The following is a 17386-nucleotide window of genomic DNA, read 5'->3' as shown; positions in this document are numbered from 1 at the left end:
CACGCTCACGCAACTCGTCGGGGTACTTCCGTGGTGCCGACATAGCTCCCAATCCTCCGGGTCTTCGATGTCTCCATCAAACCCGGGGCGGAACAGACCATGTCGTTACCCGGGGTCACCGTTCCGGTAGTCCACTCGTTGAACGTCTCGGTAGCCGCCGTCGGCCGATCACACTCGGCAGCTGCCCTGGCAGCATCCTCGACGGTCGGTGCGATCTCCGGGCAGTCGAGCGCAGTAGCAGGGGCTGTCGCCACTGGCAGCTCGCTTGCAACGGCTGGCTGGGTCACCGCAGTCAATGACCCGAGGCCGACAGCCACTGAGCTGAAACAGGCAGTCAGTGCTCGGAGCCACGGGGATCGGCGACTCATTGCGACACGCTCTCTGTCGCGTACCCCGCGTTGACCATGCGAACCCCCAGCGCTCAACCCCGACCCGCTGGCCGAAATGGACAAGACGACCAGGAGCGTCGCATTCGGACACAGCAAGGGTCCATCCCACTCCTGGTAGGGGATGAAATCACTCGGCCATGGGCATTTCCGGTGGTTGCCGCTGGCAACATGGGAATCTCACTACCCGTGTGAGACCCGATCCGGAGCAAATCTGCATGCTGTCGCCCGAGAACATCCGTGCCGTCCAGGCTCTCGACGAGGCCGGCTCGTACGACGACGCGGCGGCCGCTCTGCACTGCAGTCGAAAGAACGTGGAGCGCCGGGTACAGGCCGCGCGGGAGTACTGCCGCGACAAGCTCCTCGTCCACGAGGACGGGACCTGGCGGCGCACAGCGCTCTACGACGAGCTGAAGCCCCACTTCGACGCACTACTTGCCCAGATGCAGCAGATCGAACGGGTCCGGAACGACTGGGTCAAGGGCCCCCAACCCGTCCTTGAGCCTCGCTCATAGGTCACCTCGGATGAGTGCCTCCAGCTCCCTCTCGTCGAGCAGGCGCTCCGGCCGGACCGTCGTGTCCGAGCCCACGTAGTAGAACGCAGCGCTCACCTGCTCCAGCGGTAGCCCCGTCCAGCGCGACCACGCCAGGCGGTACACCGCGAGCTGCACCTCACGGGCGCTGCGCGCGGCGGCGTCGAGCGGCTCGCGGCCGGTCTTCCAGTCCACGACCACCACTGCGTCCGATCCTGTGGCCCGGTCCGCTGCCGGGTCCCGGAAGACGGCGTCCATGCGGCAGCGCAGCATGACGCCGGCCACCGGTGTCTCGACGTCGACCTCCACCGCGACGGGCGTGCGGGCCGCCCACTCCGAGCCGAGGAACGTGTCGCGCAACTTGTCGAGGTCGGTGTCCTCCGGGAGGTCGTCGTCCTCGGCACTGGGCAGGTCGTCGACGTCGAGCAGCGTGGCCGACGTGAAGAACTGCTCCACCCACTCGTGGAACCGGGTCCCCCGGCGGGCGTGCACCGTCGGCTGCACCGGCACAGGGCGGCGGAGCTGCAAGGCGAACGCCTCGCGGTCCGCGGCGAGCCGCACCAACCCGGACGCCGAGACGTGCGCCGGGAACGCGATCTCCCGGTCGGCGTGCCGGTCCCGCTCGGCGAGGAGCATGCGGGCGAGGTCGACCAGGTCGTGGCCCGCGGCGTCGGCCACGGCGCCCCGCGGCGCGGTGAGCGTGTCGGCCGGCAGCCGCATGGCGGCCAGCGCGACGAGCCGCTCCTCCGCGGCCTCGTCCACGAGCTCGGCGGTGGCGCGCAGCACGCCCCGGGCGGTCAGCAGCTGGCCGTCAGCCGTGTCCGGCCTCGTCCCGGCCTGGTCCTGGCCGCCGTCCGGAGCAGGCCAGACCGCCGTCAGCTCCTCCGCGTTGCGCGGGTTCTCGGCGTCCGGAGCCGGCATCGGGGCCCAGAGCTCGGTGTTGACCAGACCGGCGTCGGCCAGCTCGGCGAGGAACGGGGAGACGCCGCGCGGGCGGCTCGCCGAACCCCACCAGGAGGCCGTGAGGAAGAGCTCGCGCCGGGCGCGCGTGAACGCCACGTACGCCAGCCGGCGCTCCTCGGCGAGGCGGTGCTCACCGCACTCGTACTTGAACTCGTCGCGCAGCGCGATGAGGTCCTTGGTGTCGGAGGCGCGCTCCCAGCCGAAGTTCGGCAGGTCGTCCGCGTCGCCGCGCAGGTGATAGGGCAGCTCGCCCAGGTCGGACAGCCAGCCCGACGACGACTCGCCGGACCGCGAGCCCCTGTCCCAGGTGGGGAACGCGCCGTCGGCCAGGCCTGCCACGGCTACCGCGTCCCACTCCAGCCCCTTGGCCGCATGGGCGGTGATCACCTGGACGGCGTCCGGGTCGGGCTCGTGCACAGGCATGTCGAGGCCGCGCTCCTTCTCCCCCGCCACACCGAGCCAGGCGAGGAACGCGCCGAGCGTCGCCGTGTCCGACGACTGCGCGAACGATGCGGCCACGTCCCGGAACGCGTCGAGATGCTCGCGGCCACGATCGCTCACCGCCCCGCCGACGCCGGCGCTCGTCAGGGCGGCCGCGGTGGCCGCCTCGACGTCGAGGCCGAGCGCACGCTCCGCCTGGACCACCAGCTCGGGCAGCGACAGGTAGGTGAGACCGCGCAGGTCCCGCAGCAGCCGGGCCAGCGCGGTCAGCCGCAGGTGGGCGTCCTGGGACAGCACCCGGCCGTCGCGAGCCGGCTTCCCGGCCGGCGGCAGGTCATCGAGCGCGTCGACTATCGAGCGGTGGTCCGAGACGTCGCCCTCGACGACACGAGGGTCGTCGTCCACAGCGCCGTCAGAACCGTCGGTGCCGTCCACCCGAGCCGCTGACGCCGCGGCGATGCGCGGGTCGTCCATCCGCGCCAGGTCCGCCGCCCAGGAGCCCAGCGCATGGAGGTCGGCGGCCCCGAGGTTGAGGCGCGGGCCGGTCAGGAGGCGCATCAGCGAGTCACCACGAGACGGGTCGTGTGCGGCCTGGAGCAGCGCGACGACGTCGACCACCTCGGGCGTGGACAGCAGACCGCCGAGGCCGACCACCTCCACCGGGAGGCCCCGGCGGCGCAGCGCTACCTCAAGGGTGGGGAACTGCGCTCGGGCCCGGCAGAGGACGGCCGCGGTCGACCGCCCGTCCGGGTGGGAGCCGGAGCGCCAGCGTGCGGCCACCCACTCGGCGACCGCCTCTGCCTCCTCCTCCAGCGTGGCTGCCACGTGCGCCGACACCACTCCATCGCCCGCCCCTGGCCGCAGGTCCAGCGGAGGAACCTCGACGTTGGTGCCTGCCCCGGTCCGCGAGCGCAGCGGTCCCGACACGATGTTCGCGGCAGTGAGCACCGCGGCGTCGTTGCGCCAGGAGGTCGAGAGATAGTGCACGGCGGCGGGGACGCCGTCGTCGCGCTGGAAGCGGCCCGGGAAGCGGGCGAGGCCCGCCGCGGAGGCGCCGCGCCATCCGTAGATGGACTGGTGCGGGTCGCCGACGGCGGTCACGGGGTGGCCGCCGCCGAACAGGCCCGACAGCAGCTCGACCTGGGCGTAGGACGTGTCCTGGTACTCGTCGAGGAGCACCACCTCGAACCGTGCGCGTTCGGCGGCGCCCACGAGCGGCACCTCGCGCGCGAGCTGGGCGGCGAAGGCGACCTGGTCGCCGAAGTCGAGCGCCTCGGCGATGCGCTTGCGGCGGCGGTACTCGACGACGAGGTCCACGAACCGGGCCCGTTCGGCGACCGAGCTGATGAGCTTGTCGACGTCCTTGGTGCGCTTCTTCTGCTTCGGTCCGAGCGGGATGGACTCGAGGTGCTCTGCCATCTCGGTCAGGCGGTCGCGGGCGTCGGCGGGGTCGACGAGGTGCTCGCCCAGCGCGCTGGACAGGGCCACGACGGCGCCGGTGACGGTGCTGACCGCCTTGTCGGTGCCGAGGTCCTCGTCCCAGGACTCGACCACCTGGGAGGCGAGCTGCCACTGCTCGGCCTGGCCGAGCAGTCGGGCGCTCGGTTCGACGCCGAGGCGGAGACCGTGGTCCGCGACCAGGGAGGCGGCGTAGGCGTTGTAGGTGGCGACGGTGGGCCGGTCGAGGTCGAGGCCGGCCAAGGCCTCGCCCGACTCCTCCCCCAGGGCCCGGTTGAGCTGCGCCAGCCGCGTCTGCACGCGCTGGGTGAGCTCGCCCGCGGCCTTGCGCGTGAACGTCAGACCGAGCACCTGCTCGGGCTGGACCAGCTTGTTGGCGATGAGCCACACGACGCGCGCGGCCATGGTCTCGGTCTTGCCGGAGCCCGCACCCGCGACGACGAGCGCCGGCTCCAGGGGCGACTCGATGACCCGGACCTGCTCGTCGGTGGGCTCGTGGCGGCCGAGCAGCCGGGCGATCGCGTGCGCGGACAGCCGGATCTCCGGCTCGTGCCTGGTCACTCGACCACCTTCCGTCCCTCGGGCTGCAGCGGGCAGGAACGCCGCACAGGACACACCTCGCACAGGTCGTTGTTCTTCGCCGCGAACTGCGCCGCGGCCATCGTGTCGGCGGCACCCTCCACGGTGTCACGCGCCCAGCTGTTGCCGTCCTCGTCCGGGACGAGGGCGGGCTGGTTCCGCACGCTCGCCGACACGGTCTCGGTGCCGACGTAGACCAGGCTCGCGCCCTTGCTGACGGTGCCATCGGGGAGGTCGAGCGCGCCCTCCTCCACGGCGAGCTGGTAGGCGCCGAGCTGCGGGTTCTCCGCCGCCTTGTCCTTGCTGGCCGCGGACTTGCCGGTCTTGAGGTCGGCCACCGTCACGCCACCGTCGCCCGCGTCCTCGACGCGGTCGACCTGGCCGCGCAGCCGGGCGCGCCCCACCTGAAGGTCGAAGTCGGCCTCCACGAGGAGCGGTTCGCCCGAGTCGGCAAGATAGTCCGCAAGCCGCTCCACCATGCGCTCGGCTCGTTTGCGGAGCTGCAGCGACGGCCAGCCCTCTGGCAGCGCGAGCTCCGGCCAGCGCCGGTCCAGCTCCTTCTTCAGCTCGGTGAGCGAACCCTTCGGATAGCTCTGCGCTATCGAGTGCAGCAGCGTGCCGAGGGTCTGGTGCGTGGCGTCCGGCTTCGTGCCGCCCGCGGCCTCGAGGGCCCAGCGCAGGGCGCACGTGGTCACCGTCTCGACCTTCGACGGCGACACCTTCACGGTGTCCTGCACGCCCCACAGTGGAACTTCGCTCGATACCCCGGCGACGCCGTACCAGGTGCTCGGGTCCGCCTCGGCGACGCCGGCGGCCGAGAGGTCGGCGAGGAGGGCGGCGGCGGGCTGGTTGCCCGGCGTCGAGAGCGCGGCCGCACGCACCAGCTCCGACCGGGCGGCGGCCACCACGCCGCGCAGGTCGAGCGGCGGGCCGACCGGCACGCGCCGGGGGTCCGGCCCGTCACCGCCGTCGTTCCGTGGCGACACGAGGTCGCAGAACACGCTGGGTGCTTCCTCCGTGTCCTCCACGGCGGTGACCAGGAGACGCCGCCGGGCGCGGGAGACCGCTACCGCGAAGGCGCGCAGCTCGTCCGTGAGGACCTGCCGCCGAGCCTCCGCGCCGACGACCCTGCCGTCCTCGGACCGGCCGGCGATGAGCTCGACGAGCGCCTGCGAGCCGAGCAGGGAGTCGCGCAGCCGCAGGTCGGGCCAGACGCCGTCCTGCACACCGGCCACGACCACCACGTCCCACTCGCGCCCGGCGGCCCCCGGCGGCGTGAGCGCCTCCACGGCGCCCGCACCCTGTGCCGACGCCGCCAGCGAGTCGGCCGGGAGGTCCTGCGAAGCGAGGTAGTCGACGAACGCGGCGACCGGCGCGCCCGGCATCCGGTCCACGAAGGTCTCCGCCGCGCGGAACAGCGCGAGCACGGAGTCGAGGTCGCGGTCGGCCCGCAGACCCGCCGGACCACCCGCGAGGGCGTAGGCGCTCCACCGCTCGGCCAGACCTGTCGCCGCCCAGACGGCCCAGAGCACCGTCTGCGCCGTGGCGCCCGGCTCCCCTGCGGCCTCGCGCCCGGCGGCCAGCACCCGTGCCACGGCGAGCGGCCCGCGCCGCACCTGCGTGGGCAGCAACGCAGCACGCGCCGGATCGGCCAACACCTCGACCAGCAGGGTGTCCGACGTGCGGCCACCACCCGCCGACAGCTCCTCCGACCGCAGCGCACGCCGCAGCCTGCGCAGCGCCACGGCGTCGAGCCCGCCGATCGGCGAGACGAGCAGGTGGGCGGCCGTCTCAGGGTCCAGGACCGGCTCATCGCCGTCGAGCTCCTCGGCGATCAGGGCCTCGAGGCTCCCGCGCGGCGCGCCGGCACACGTCTTCACGGCCGCCAGCAGCGGCGCCACGGCGGGTTCGTCCCGCAGCGGGAGGTCCGACCCGAGCAGCGCGACCGGCACCGACGCCGAGACCAGCTCACGCCGCAGTGCCGCCAGCCGCGTACCGCTGCGCGCGATCACCGCCATCCGTTCCCAGGGCGTGCCGCGCAGCAGGTGCTCGGCCCGCAGCTCACGGGCGATCCAGGCCGCCTCCTGTGCGGCGCCCGAGAGCACCGCCACCTGGACGGACGTCGCGGTCCCTGCGGGCGGGCTCACCGCGGCTGGCCTGTCCGCCGTGGATCCAGCACCATTTGGCGCTCCACCGGCCGGCTCACCCTCAGCAGGCTCCGCCGTGTACGCCGTAGCGCGCCGGTGCATGGCACTGGCAGATACCGGGATCCGGTTCGTCACCGCGCGCGTGACCGCACGCAGCTCGGGCAGCTGCCGCCACACCGTCCCGAGCACCATCGTCTCCGCATCGAACGCACCGAAGGCGCGACCAGGGCCGGCCGGGGCGGCGGCACGGCCGGTGAGCCCCGGCGCGGCGCCACGGAAGGTCTGGACCGCGGAGTCCGGGTCGGACAGCAGGACCAGCCGTGCGCCGTCGTCGTGCAGCACCCGCAGGAGCCGGACCGTCGCCGCCGTGGCCTCCTGGTAGTCGTCGACCACCACCAGGTCCCAGGTGGGCCGTGCCATGCCCGGCACCTCGTCCTCCCAGGAACGCAGCGACTCGGCGGCCTCGTCGATGACCACCGCGGGGTCGTAGCGCGGCCCGGCGTCGGGCGTGCCGAGCCGCAGCGCCATCGTGTCGAGGTACTCCTCGTAGATCTGCGCCGCCATCACCCATTCGGGGCGGTCGTTCGCGCGTCCCATCTCGTCCAGCTCGACCGGGCCGAGCCCGCGCTCGGCGGCACGCATGAGCAGGTCACGCAGCTCCTGGCGCAGCCCACGCAGGCCGAGAGACTCCTCGGGCAGACCGGCGGGCAGCGCGAGCGGACGCCCCTCGCCCGCTACGTGGCCGGCGAGCAGATCGGCGAGCACCAGGTCCTGCTCCGGGCCCGAGACCAGGGTCGGCGTCGGCTGCTCGAGCGCGGCGGCGCGCTTGTGCAGCACGGCGAACGCGGCCGACGACGCCGTCCGAACCATCGGCGCGCCGACCGTGCGCCCGGCCCGAGCCGCTACCTCGTCCCGCAGACGGGCCGCGGACCGCCGGGAGGACGCGAGGACCAGTACACGCTCGGGCTGCACGCCCGAGTCCAGCGCCCGCACGGTGACCTCGCAGGTGACGGTGGTCTTGCCCGACCCGGGCGCCCCGAGGACCAGCGTCGCCCGGTTGCTCAGCGCGGCCTCGACGGCAGCCGTCTGGGTGTCGTCGAGCGGCACGGAGGCGGCCGCGTCTGGACGGGACCCGGGCGGCGTCAGCCGAGGTGCGAGGGCGAGGGTTGGTGTCACGCGAACGATCGAACCACGAGCCACTGACACTCCCCGACGCCCCGCGCTGGGGCGTCGGCAATGCCCGTTTCGTCCTGTGGAAAGGCGTTCAGTCCCGGTCCGGTACCGGCGCGCCGGGAACCGGCCAGGGCTCGGGGATGCAGCCGCTCGTGGTGGTGGTCTGCTGCACCATCACCGTCGCGTGCTCACCCTCACCGGCGCACAGGTCATGGTGGTAGCCGATCACGTGCCCCACCTCGTGGTTCACGAGGTACTGCCGGTAGCGCTCGGTGCTCTCCCACGCCTGGGAGCCCTTCGCCCAGCGCTTGAAGTTGAGCACCGCGGTCTCCGCGATGCCGCACGACAGCTCGCCGATCGTGTCCAGCGGGAGGCAGAGCTGGTCGGTGGTTCCGGGACTCGCGAGCACTACTCGTGCGTCGTAGCGGTCCGAGTCGGTCCAGGCAAAGGTGGATCCGTCGGCGGCGTTCCAGCCGCGCGGGTCGTTCAGGGTGGCCAGCACCGACTCGGCGAAGACCTCCGGATCCACCGGCAGACCCTTCTCGACAGCGATCTGGACCCGCCAGACCTTCCCCTCCGCGGGCGCGGGACGAGACCCGTCGACCACGACGAGCCTGCCGGACAGCTCCTCCTCCACCGCGACCCTCGTACCGAGCAGACCGGAGCCGGGCTCCGGCGTCGGCCCGCCGGCGGCGCGAAGACTCACGCTGGGCGACGGCGGCGCCGACTTCTCGGCGGACGGTGCTCCCGCCGAAGCCGCGGCCCGGGGTTCGGGCGGCTCAGGGGCCGGAAGCTCGGGCAGCCCCTCGGCGGCGGTACCCACGCCTGCACCGGTCCCCGAGGCGGCTCCGCCCGTCTCAGCGGCATCCGGTGCAGCCGCCCTCGCGGGAGCCGACCTCCGTTCGCCGGACCTGGTCGCTTCGTACGCGTTCCGCACCGCGGCGGCCGCCTCGGCACCCAGGCTGTCCTCGACGGCGCCGGCGACGACTGCCGCGGACGCGTCCGGCTCGGTGCTCATGGTGACAGCGATGCCTCCGACCAGCCCCACCGCCAGGCAGAGGCTGAGTGCGACAGCCGCCCGCCGAGGGTCCTGCGCGGCGCGGCGGCGCACCTTCCGCGCCACGGAGCGGCTCGCGGCCACGCCCTCCGTCAGGAGGCCGGCGGGCGCGCCTCCACGGGCGTGCCGGCCGGCGCGCCGTGCGGGGGGCTGTCTGCTCACGCCGACCATGGTGCCACGCACGCGCCCGCGCGCCCATGCCCTTGTCCACAGGAATGCGGGACCGGCGGGCCCGCGCCTCCTCCACCCGGGGCATGTCCGGGCCATGTGTCGTCTCTCCTGTCGGCTCACGGCGAAACCGAGGGCAGACGGCACCGACGCGTGACTAGGATCGACAGGCCGGGTCCCCGGATCACCGGGCGCACGGCGCAATCCCCGACCGAACTGGAGTAAAAGTGGACGTCACCATCGGTGTGCAGAACCTGCCTCGCGAGGTCGTGGTCGAGACGGAAGAGAGCGCGGACTCCGTCGCGACTGCCGTCAAGAAGGCCCTGGCCGGTGGCACCCTCGAGCTCACCGACGCGCGTGGCCGCCTCGTGATCATCCCCGGCGCCGCGATCGGCTACGTCGAGATCGGCTCCGAGAAGCAGCGCAAGGTCGGCTTCGGCGCGGTCTGAGCGAGTTGTACCCCACGTCATGTGGCGGACGGCACACCCGCACGTGCCGTCCGCCACGTGGCGTTCATTACTAACTGGGCTGTTCACCGTGTTTCGCTAACCACTCGGAAACATCGTGCGCGTACCATGAATCACGTACATCGGTTGCCCGGTCGTCACGTTCCGACCCCCGAGCCTGTGCTTCGGCCTCCCAGAGGCCGCCCCGACAGGACGCGCAGCCTGGGTCCATCCCGGCGCGCGATGATTTTCACGATCGGCTGCCGCACGAAGGCGCGATCGCCGGGCCATGAGGGCCCACCGCGCCGCGAGAGATGAAGGCGCCAGTGACTACCACAGACACCCCGGCCGCAGACGCGGTCATCACGACAGATCCCGAGCCGACGATGAGCTCAGGACCCGACTACTCCAGCCCGTCCGCCATCCAGGCGCAGAACGTGACGTTCGCGGACTTCGGCGTCCGCCCCGAGATCGTCGACGCGCTCAAGGACGCGGGCATCACCCACCCGTTCCCGATCCAGGCCATGACGCTTCCCGTCGCCATGAGCGGGCACGACATCATCGGCCAGGCCAAGACCGGTACCGGCAAGACGCTCGGCTTCGGCGTTCCGCTGCTGCACCGCGTCGTCGCCCCTGGCGAGCCCGGCTACGACCAGCTCGTCGCCCCCGGCAAGCCGCAGGCGGTCGTCGTGGTCCCCACGCGTGAGCTCGCCGTGCAGGTGGCGAACGACCTGAGCGCGGCGTCCTCGCGACGCAGCGTGCGGATCGTGCAGGTCTACGGCGGCCGCGCCTACGAGCCGCAGATCGAGGCCATGAAGACCGGCGTCGACGTAGTGGTCGGCACGCCGGGCCGCATGATCGACCTGCTGAACCAGGGTCACCTCAACCTGCTCAGGGCGGCGACCGTCGTGCTCGACGAGGCCGACGAGATGCTCGACCTCGGGTTCCTGCCCGACGTCGAGAAGATCCTCGCCCGCACCCCCGCGCAGCGGCACACCATGCTGTTCAGCGCGACCATGCCGGGCGCAGTGGTCTCCATGGCCCGCCGCTACATGAAGCAGCCCACGCACATCCGGGCCGCCGAGCCGGACGACCAGGGCGCGACGGTCAAGAACATCAAGCAGGTCGTGTACCGGGCCCACGCCCTGGACAAGATCGAGGTGCTCGCCCGACTGCTCCAGTCCGACGGCCGCGGCCGCAGCATCGTGTTCGCACGCACCAAGCGCACCGCGGCCAAGGTCGCGGACGAGCTGCAGACGCGCGGCTTCGCGGCCGGCGCGATCCACGGCGACCTGGGCCAGGGCGCACGCGAGCAGGCACTGCGCGCGTTCCGCAACGGCAAGATCGACGTGCTCGTCGCGACCGACGTCGCCGCCCGCGGCATCGACGTCGACGACGTCACGCACGTGGTCAACTACCAGTGCCCCGAGGACGAGCGCATCTACCTGCACCGGGTGGGCCGCACCGGCCGCGCGGGCAACACCGGTACCGCCGTCACCTTCGTGGACTGGGACGACGTGCCGCGCTGGTCGCTCATCGACAAGGCGCTCGAGATCGGCTACCCCGAGCCGGTCGAGACGTACTCCACGTCGCCGCACCTGTTCGCCGACCTGAGCATCCCCGAGGGCACCAAGGGCCGCCTGCCGCGGTCCGCGCAGCACCTCGCGGGGCTGGACGCCGAGGACGTCGAGGACCTGGGCGAGACGGGCAAGCGCAACAGCGGCTCCCGCTCCGGCGGCTCGCGCTCCGGCGCGCCTCGTTCAGGAGGGGCGCCGCGTTCCGGGGCACCCCGCTCGGGCGGACGGCAGGGCGGCTCGCACGGCGAGCCGCGCGCCACCTCCCGGCCCGACGGCGGCGCCGCGACGAGCAGTGCGCCGACCAGCAGCGCACCGACCAGCAGCGCACCGACAAGCAGTGCCGTGACCAGCGGCGACAGCGCGACGTCGGGCGAGCTCCCGGCGTCGGGCAGCGACGAGGACGGCGGCCAGCGCCGCCGCCGGAGCCGCAACCGCCGTCGTACGCGTGGCGGTCAGACGGAGAGCTGACCCACGAGTCAGCCTGACGAGCCCTTCGCCGGTCGATCTTCGACCGGCGAAGGGCTCGATCTGCGAGACGGGCGTAAGTTGCTACCCGTGCAGATCGAGTTCACGGCTCCCCTGTGGCAGTGGCAGGTACGTACCGACTCCTGGTGGTTCGTCACCGTGCCGCCCGACGAGTCCGACGAGCTGGCCGATCTCCCACTGCCTCCGCGCGGATTCGGCTCCATCCGGGTGCGGGTGACCGTAGGGAAGACCACCTGGACCACCTCCGTCTTCCCGAGCGACAAGGACGGCGGCTACGTGCTGCCCATGAAGAAGAAGGTGCGGGAGGCCGAGAGCCTCGTCCCGGAGAAGCAGGTCTCGGTGACCCTGGAGACCATCGACATCTGATCTGCCGGACGAGGTCCGAAGGGGCGAAGGATCAGACCGTGCGGACGAACTCGATGACGCCGTTCGCGATCATCTGGGTGGCGATCGCCGCGAGCAGCACGCCCGCGATGCGCGTCACCAGGGTCACCCCGGAGTCCTTGAGCACCCTGTGCACCAGACCGGCGAACCGCATGGCCGCCCAGGTGCAGACGCACACCGCGACGATGCCGATGCCTATCGACGCGTAGTGCCCGGTGGCGGACTCGCCGGCGCTCACGCCCTGCTGCACGAACACCATGGTGGCGACGATCGTGCCGGGGCCGGCGAGCAGCGGGGTCGCGAGCGGCACCAGGGCCACGTTCTTGGCGGCCCCGCCGGCGTCCGTCCCGCCGGCGTCCATCTTCCCCATGAGCAGCTCCAGCGCGACCAGCAGCAGGAGCAGCCCGCCCGACGCCTGGAGCGCCGCGAGCGAGATCCCCATGTGCTCCAGCAGCAGCTGGCCGAACACCGCGAACACCACGATCACGCCGAAGGCAACGAAGATCGCGGTACGCGCCGCGCGCTTGCGGTCGTGCGCGGTCATCCGCGAGGTCAGCGCGAGGAAGACCGGCACGGTGCCCGGCGGGTCCATGATCACGAAGAGCGTCACGAAGACCTCGGTGAAGAGCGCTACGTCGAACCAGCTCACCGGAGCACCTCGAGGGTGCCCTGCTCCACGATCGCCTCGAGCACCTCGGGCTCTGTCGTGTTCTCGCCGATGAGGTTGCGCTTGCCCGATCCGTGGAAGTCGCTCGACCCCGTGACCAGCAGCTCCAGGGACTTGGCGATATCGCGCAGACGGCGGCGCGTGTCCGGGGTGTGGTCGCGGTGGTCCACCTCGAGCCCCGCGAGGCCCGCCGCGGCCAGCTCCTCGATGGTCGAGTCGGGGACCACCCGGCCGCGCGCGTCGGCCCCGGGGTGCGCGAAGACCGGCACCCCGCCCGCCGCCCGGACCGCCTTGACGGTGGCTACGGCGTCGGGCGCGTAGTGGCCAACGTAGTAGCGGGTGCCGGTGCGGAGCATCGTGGCGAACGCCTCGTCCCGGTCGCGCACGACACCGGCCGCCACCAGTGCGTCCGCGATGTGCGGGCGGCCGATGGTCGTGCCGGGCTGCGTCTGGGCGAGCAGGTCGTCCCACGTGATGGGGTAGTCCTCGCCGAGGAGGGCCACCATGCGCCGGGCGCGGGACGTGCGGTCGTCGCGCGTCCGCTCCGTCTCGGCCACCAGGTCGGGGTGCGTCGGGTCGTACAGGTACGCGAGCAGGTGCACACCGGTGCCCCAGCCGGTGGTGCGGGCGACCGCCGAGATCTCGGCGCCGCGCACCAGACCTATCTGGAAGCGCCCGGCCGACTCGGCGGCCTCGGCCCAGCCCGAGGTCGTGTCGTGGTCGGTGATGGCCAGCGTCTTGATACCGGCGAGTGCGGCGACCTCGACCAGCCGCGCTGGCGAGTCGGTGCCGTCTGACGCGGTGGAGTGCGTGTGGAGGTCGATCACTCCACAAGGGTAGAGAGCCGAGGGCCTGTCGGGCGTCGCGAGCGGCGTGAGGTGCGGCACCCCCGCCGTCGTCGGCCCTGTTGGCGGAGAAGCATCATGCCCACACAGACCGTTCACCGACCGTTCCGCCGTCGTACGCCGCCTGCCCCAGCCTTTCCCGCATCATCGAAGGGATGACGAGCAGCGACCAGACCCCGCAGGACGCTCGGACGAGCGTCGTCTTCGTGCACGGCATGCGCAGCTCCGGCGCCATCTGGGAGAACCAAGTCCAGCACGTGCGCGCCGCCGGCCACGAGGCCGTCGCCGTCGACCTGCCGGCGCACGGCGCGCGGCGCCACGAACGGTTCACCATGGACGGCGCCTTCGAGGCGCTGGACGACGCCGTCGCGAGTCTCCCCTCGGGGCCGATAGCACTGGTCGGGCTGTCCCTTGGCGGCTACACCTCCCTTGCCTGGGCAGCTCGGCAGGGAGCCGCCGACCGTCTGGTGGGCATCCTCGCGGCGGGCTGCACGTCGGACCCGAAGGGCAAGCCCGTGCGGCTCTACCGGGACGTCGCCAGGAGCGTCGCGAACGCCGCCTACCTCGGACGTCGGCTGACCGGCCGGGTCGTGCACCCGAGCGTGCACCGTCCGCGCCTCTCCGTACCCTCGGTGCGCCTCCCGTTCCGCCCGCTGCGGAGCGCCCCCGGCGGCTCCGACCTGCGCCAGGTAGTGATCGCCCCGCAGCAGACCGCCGAGATGTACCGGCCCACCTGGGACGTCGTGACCGACGCGCTGACCCACCTCGCCGGCCGCTCCTCGATCGCCAACGTGCGCGCCGCTCGCATCCCGCTCTGGTTCGTCAACGGCGCCCGCGACGCCATGCGCATCGAGGAGCAGCGCCACCTCGCCGCGGCCCACGACGGGTCGCTCGTGGTCATCCCCGGTGCCGGGCACGACGTCAACATGGAGGCCCCCTCGGCCTTCAACCGGGTGCTCTCCAGGGCGCTTGCCGACTTCAACCGGCGTGCGTGAAACACTGGGCTCATGAGCGAATCCACCACCACTTCGCAGCCTGACGAGCAGGGAACCGCCGACCGCGGGTCCAACCGTTCACACCGCCCTGGCTCCACCGCCTTCAAGAATTTCGTGATGTCGCAGTGGGCCCCGCGCGCCGAGCTCGGCCTGGCGGCGTCGGCCGCCGCGCGGTACACGGTCGCCCGACGTGCGGCGCTCTCCGAGCGGCTGCCGGGTACGCGCCTCGTGATCCCGGCGGGTTCGCTCAAGACCCGCTCCAACGACACCGACTACCGGTTCCGGCCGCACTCGGCCTTCGCGCACCTCACCGGCCTGAGCACCGACCACGAGCCGGACGCCGTGCTGGTGCTGCACCCGGTAGAGGACGGCGCCGGCGACGGCGGTTCCAACCACCACGCCGTGCTGTACGTGCGTCCCCTCGCTCCGCGCGACAACGAGGAGTTCTACGCCGACGCCCGCTACGGCGAGTTCTGGGTCGGCGCCCGCCCGTCGCTCGCCGACGTCGAGGCCCTCACCGGCATCGAGGCCCGCCACATCGACGAGCTGGGCGACGCCCTGGCGAAGGACGTCGGCGACGGCGGTGTGCACCTCCTCGTGGTGACCGGCGCGGACGACGCGGTCGAGTCGCTCGTCGAGGAGCTGCGCCTGGAGGCCGGTGAGGACGAGGACGCGCTCACCGACGAGACGCTCGTCGAGGCGACGTCCGAGCTGCGGCTCATCAAGGACGAGCACGAGATCGAGCAGATGCGCGAGGCCGTGGCCCGCACCATCGAGGGCTTCGAGGCCGTCGTCCGCGCGCTGCCCGCCGCGAAGGAGCACCGCCGCGGCGAGCGCGTCGTGGAGACCACGTTCGACGGGCACGCCCGGCTCGAGGGCAACGCCGTGGGCTACGAGACGATCGCGGCCTCGGGCGAGCACGCCACCACGCTGCACTGGATCCGGAACGACGGCGAGGTCCGCTCGGGCGACGTCCTGCTGCTCGACGGCGGCGTCGAGGTCGACTCGCTCTACACCGCGGACATCACGCGCTCCCTGCCGGTCGACGGCGAGTACACGGACGTGCAGCGCAAGATCTACCAGGCGGTGCTGGACGCGGCCGACGCGGCGTTCGCCGTCGCGAAGCCCGGCGCCAAGTTCCGCGACGTCCACGCGGCGGCCATGGAGGTCATCGCGGCCCGCCTCGAGGAGTGGGGCTTCCTGCCCGACGGCGTCACCGCCGCCGACGCGCTCTCCGATGACGGCCAGCAGCACCGGCGCTGGATGGTGCACGGCACGTCGCACCACCTCGGCCTCGACGTGCACGACTGCGCGCAGGCGCGCCGCGAGCTCTACCTCGACGGCGTCCTGGAGCCGGGCATGGTGTTCACCATCGAGCCGGGCCTCTACTTCAAGGCCGACGACCTCGCCGTGCCCGAGGAGTTCCGCGGGATCGGCGTGCGCATCGAGGACGACGTGCTGGTCACCGCCGACGGCAACGAGAACCTGTCGGCGGCGCTCCCCCGGCGTCCGGAGGACGTCGAGGCCTGGATGGCGTCGCTGCGCTGAGGCGCAGACGGGGCTGGACGCGGCAGCGCTGACTTCGGTCGGTTGCACGGTGGCGGACGGCTGACTTCGGTCTGTTGCACGGCACGAACAGCTGACTTCGGTCCGTTGCACGGCACGAACAGCTGACTTCGGTCCGTTGCTCTGAGATCGGTCGTTTGATTGACCGATCTCAGAGCAACCGACCGAAGTCATGTCTGCCACCGTGCAACGGACCGAAGTCGCTAGCCGCGCCGCGCCACCTCACATCAGCCGAGCCGAGCCGAGCCGAGCCGAGCCGAGCCGAGCCGAAGAATCGTTGCCCCGCGTGCAGCCCCACGGGACGGTGGCCCAACGGTCCGAGCACGACCACTGCCCTGTGGATTCGCGGTCTGTGCACAGCTTGCTTGGCGCCGGTCATCCGAGCCGCCAGAGATGCTGCAACGTCGTTCCATGGTCGAAGTGGAGATACCGACGGTTGCCCTCGCGCTCGAGCACAACCGCAACAAGCTAGCCGCAGCAGCTCGCGCCGGTGAAGTCCTCAGGGTCCGACGCGGTGCGTACTGCACCCCGGACGAGATCCGCGTCGATGGTCCTTCGGGAGCCGCGCGGGAAGCGCGCAACAAGGCTCTCGCCCGCGCCCGTGCGCTGCACTCCCAGCTCAGGGCCAAGCACGTGTTCAGCCACAAGACGGCGGCGCTGCTCCTGGGCTGCTTCGTCTGGACGACGCCACGGGAAACACACGTCTACCAGTACTACCGTGCCTCCGGCCACGCGGCCGGCGACGTCCGGCGGTACTCGTGGACCCTTGCGCCCGATGACGTCGACGAGGCGGCAGGTCTGCCGGTGACGTCGCTCGTACGCACGGTCGTCGACTGCGCGCGGACGCTGCACCCGCTCGAAGCGCTCGTCATCGCCGACTCGGCCCTCGCCCTGGGCGCCGACCGAGCAGAGCTGCTCGCGACGCTCGACGCCCAGACCGGCCGGCGCGGGATCCAACAGGCCCGGCTGGTGATCGAGCTGGCCGACGGCGGTCCTCAGTCCGCCTGGGAGACCTGGGTCCGCTATCAGCTGCTCCGTGCCGGACTACCTCGACCGACCACGCAGATGCCTGTGCAGACCGACGCCGGGCTCTTCCACACCGATCTGGGCTACGAACAGTGGGCGCTGGGTATCGAGTTCGACGGCCGGGTCAAGTATCGACCGGACGGCGTTCGACCTGGCCACGACCCCGCGCAGGAGTACCTGGCCGAGAAGGCTCGCGCCGACGCCGTCCGGCGAGCGGGCGTCACTCTGGAGAACGTCAGCGCCTCAGACAAGCAGGATGTCCAGGCGATGCTCGACCGGATCACCGCGCACATCCCACCGGACGTGCTGCGGAAGGCCCGGATCGATCCACGACTGCCCCCTAGCTGACCCCGACTTCGGTCGGTTGCACGGCACAGAAATGACTTCGGTCGCTTGCTCTGAGATCGGTCGTTTGATTGACCGATCTCAGAGCAAGCGACCCCAGTAAATAGGGCCACCATGGAAACCACCCAAATAGGGGCCGCGTGA

Annotated in this window: 12 protein-coding genes; 7 read left to right on the top strand and 5 right to left on the bottom strand. The window is 72.1% G+C overall.

The features are described 5' to 3' along the window. Positions 1–604 precede the first annotated feature (604 nt). On the top strand, positions 605–901 hold the full coding sequence (locus AB0F70_RS27040) for a LysR family transcriptional regulator (protein WP_357456289.1): 297 nt from the start codon (positions 605–607) through the stop codon (positions 899–901). Here the strand turns inward: AB0F70_RS27040 and AB0F70_RS27035 are convergent. The 3 genes from AB0F70_RS27035 to AB0F70_RS27025 form a co-directional block, all read right to left on the bottom strand. Beyond that, complete coding sequence (locus tag AB0F70_RS27035) at positions 896–4342, bottom strand: ATP-dependent DNA helicase (protein WP_357456286.1); 3447 nt, start codon at positions 4340–4342, stop codon at positions 896–898. The genes AB0F70_RS27040 and AB0F70_RS27035 overlap by 6 nt on opposite strands. Continuing rightward, positions 4339–7683: an ATP-dependent DNA helicase gene (locus AB0F70_RS27030; RefSeq protein ID WP_357456282.1), complete on the bottom strand. Its 3345-nt coding sequence runs from the start codon at positions 7681–7683 to the stop codon at positions 4339–4341. Before AB0F70_RS27030 ends, AB0F70_RS27035 begins: the two co-directional genes overlap by 4 nt. Positions 7684–7771: 88 nt before the next feature. Then, positions 7772–8899 (bottom strand): DUF3152 domain-containing protein, encoded by a 1128-nt coding sequence (locus tag AB0F70_RS27025; RefSeq protein ID WP_357456280.1) that lies wholly within the window; start codon positions 8897–8899, stop codon positions 7772–7774. Between the two features lie 233 nt (positions 8900–9132). Here AB0F70_RS27025 and AB0F70_RS27020 point away from each other — a divergent pair, with 233 nt between their 5' ends. From AB0F70_RS27020 to AB0F70_RS27010, 3 genes are all read left to right on the top strand, one after another. Further along, entirely contained in the window at positions 9133–9354 is a 222-nt protein-coding gene (locus tag AB0F70_RS27020) for a DUF3107 domain-containing protein (RefSeq protein ID WP_357456277.1), read from the top strand. A 383-nt stretch (positions 9355–9737) separates the two neighbouring features. After that, positions 9738–11396: a DEAD/DEAH box helicase gene (locus tag AB0F70_RS27015; protein WP_357456292.1), complete on the top strand. Its 1659-nt coding sequence runs from the start codon at positions 9738–9740 to the stop codon at positions 11394–11396. 87 nt (positions 11397–11483) lie between these two features. Next, positions 11484–11780: a DUF1905 domain-containing protein gene (locus AB0F70_RS27010; RefSeq protein ID WP_357456275.1), complete on the top strand. Its 297-nt coding sequence runs from the start codon at positions 11484–11486 to the stop codon at positions 11778–11780. A gap of 31 nt (positions 11781–11811) precedes the next feature. Here the strand turns inward: AB0F70_RS27010 and AB0F70_RS27005 are convergent, their stop codons facing one another. After that, positions 11812–12447: a MarC family protein gene (locus AB0F70_RS27005; protein WP_357456272.1), complete on the bottom strand. Its 636-nt coding sequence runs from the start codon at positions 12445–12447 to the stop codon at positions 11812–11814. Beyond that, complete coding sequence (locus AB0F70_RS27000; protein WP_357456269.1) at positions 12444–13292, bottom strand: PHP domain-containing protein; 849 nt, start codon at positions 13290–13292, stop codon at positions 12444–12446. The genes AB0F70_RS27005 and AB0F70_RS27000 overlap by 4 nt, the downstream gene beginning before the upstream one ends. 173 nt (positions 13293–13465) lie before the next feature. Between AB0F70_RS27000 and AB0F70_RS26995 the strand changes: the two genes are divergently transcribed. The 3 genes from AB0F70_RS26995 to AB0F70_RS26985 all read left to right on the top strand — a co-directional run bounded on the left by AB0F70_RS26995 (position 13466) and on the right by AB0F70_RS26985 (position 17245). After that, positions 13466–14305, top strand: coding sequence for an alpha/beta hydrolase (locus tag AB0F70_RS26995; RefSeq protein ID WP_357456266.1), 840 nt, complete (start codon positions 13466–13468; stop codon positions 14303–14305). Positions 14306–14317: 12 nt separating this feature from the next. Further along, a complete protein-coding gene (locus AB0F70_RS26990; RefSeq protein WP_357456263.1) occupies positions 14318–15853 on the top strand; it encodes an aminopeptidase P family protein in 1536 nt (511 codons plus the stop codon). Positions 15854–16282: 429 nt separating this feature from the next. Next, positions 16283–17245 carry a hypothetical protein gene (locus tag AB0F70_RS26985; protein WP_357456260.1) on the top strand — a complete coding sequence of 321 codons (963 nt, stop codon included), beginning with the start codon at positions 16283–16285 and terminating at the stop codon, positions 17243–17245. The last annotated feature ends 141 nt before the right edge of the window (positions 17246–17386 follow it).

It is taken from the genome of Promicromonospora sp. NPDC023805 (genome assembly GCF_040639635.1).
In the GTDB taxonomy this organism is placed as follows: Bacteria; Actinomycetota; Actinomycetes; order Actinomycetales; family Cellulomonadaceae; genus Promicromonospora.
This window is presented reverse-complemented; position numbering and strand designations above follow the sequence as displayed.

Bases quoted from the DNA above. Each gene is read 5' to 3' on its own strand.
- AB0F70_RS27040 (WP_357456289.1), top strand. From the start codon at position 605: ATGCTGTCGCCCGAGAACATCCGTGCCGTCCAGGCTCTCGACGAGGCC.
- AB0F70_RS27015 (WP_357456292.1), top strand. From the start codon at position 9,738: ATGAGCTCAGGACCCGACTACTCCAGCCCGTCCGCCATCCAGGCGCAG.
- AB0F70_RS26995 (WP_357456266.1), top strand. From the start codon at position 13,466: ATGACGAGCAGCGACCAGACCCCGCAGGACGCTCGGACGAGCGTCGTC.
- AB0F70_RS26990 (WP_357456263.1), top strand. From the start codon at position 14,318: ATGAGCGAATCCACCACCACTTCGCAGCCTGACGAGCAGGGAACCGCC.
- AB0F70_RS26985 (WP_357456260.1), top strand. From the start codon at position 16,283: ATGGTCGAAGTGGAGATACCGACGGTTGCCCTCGCGCTCGAGCACAAC.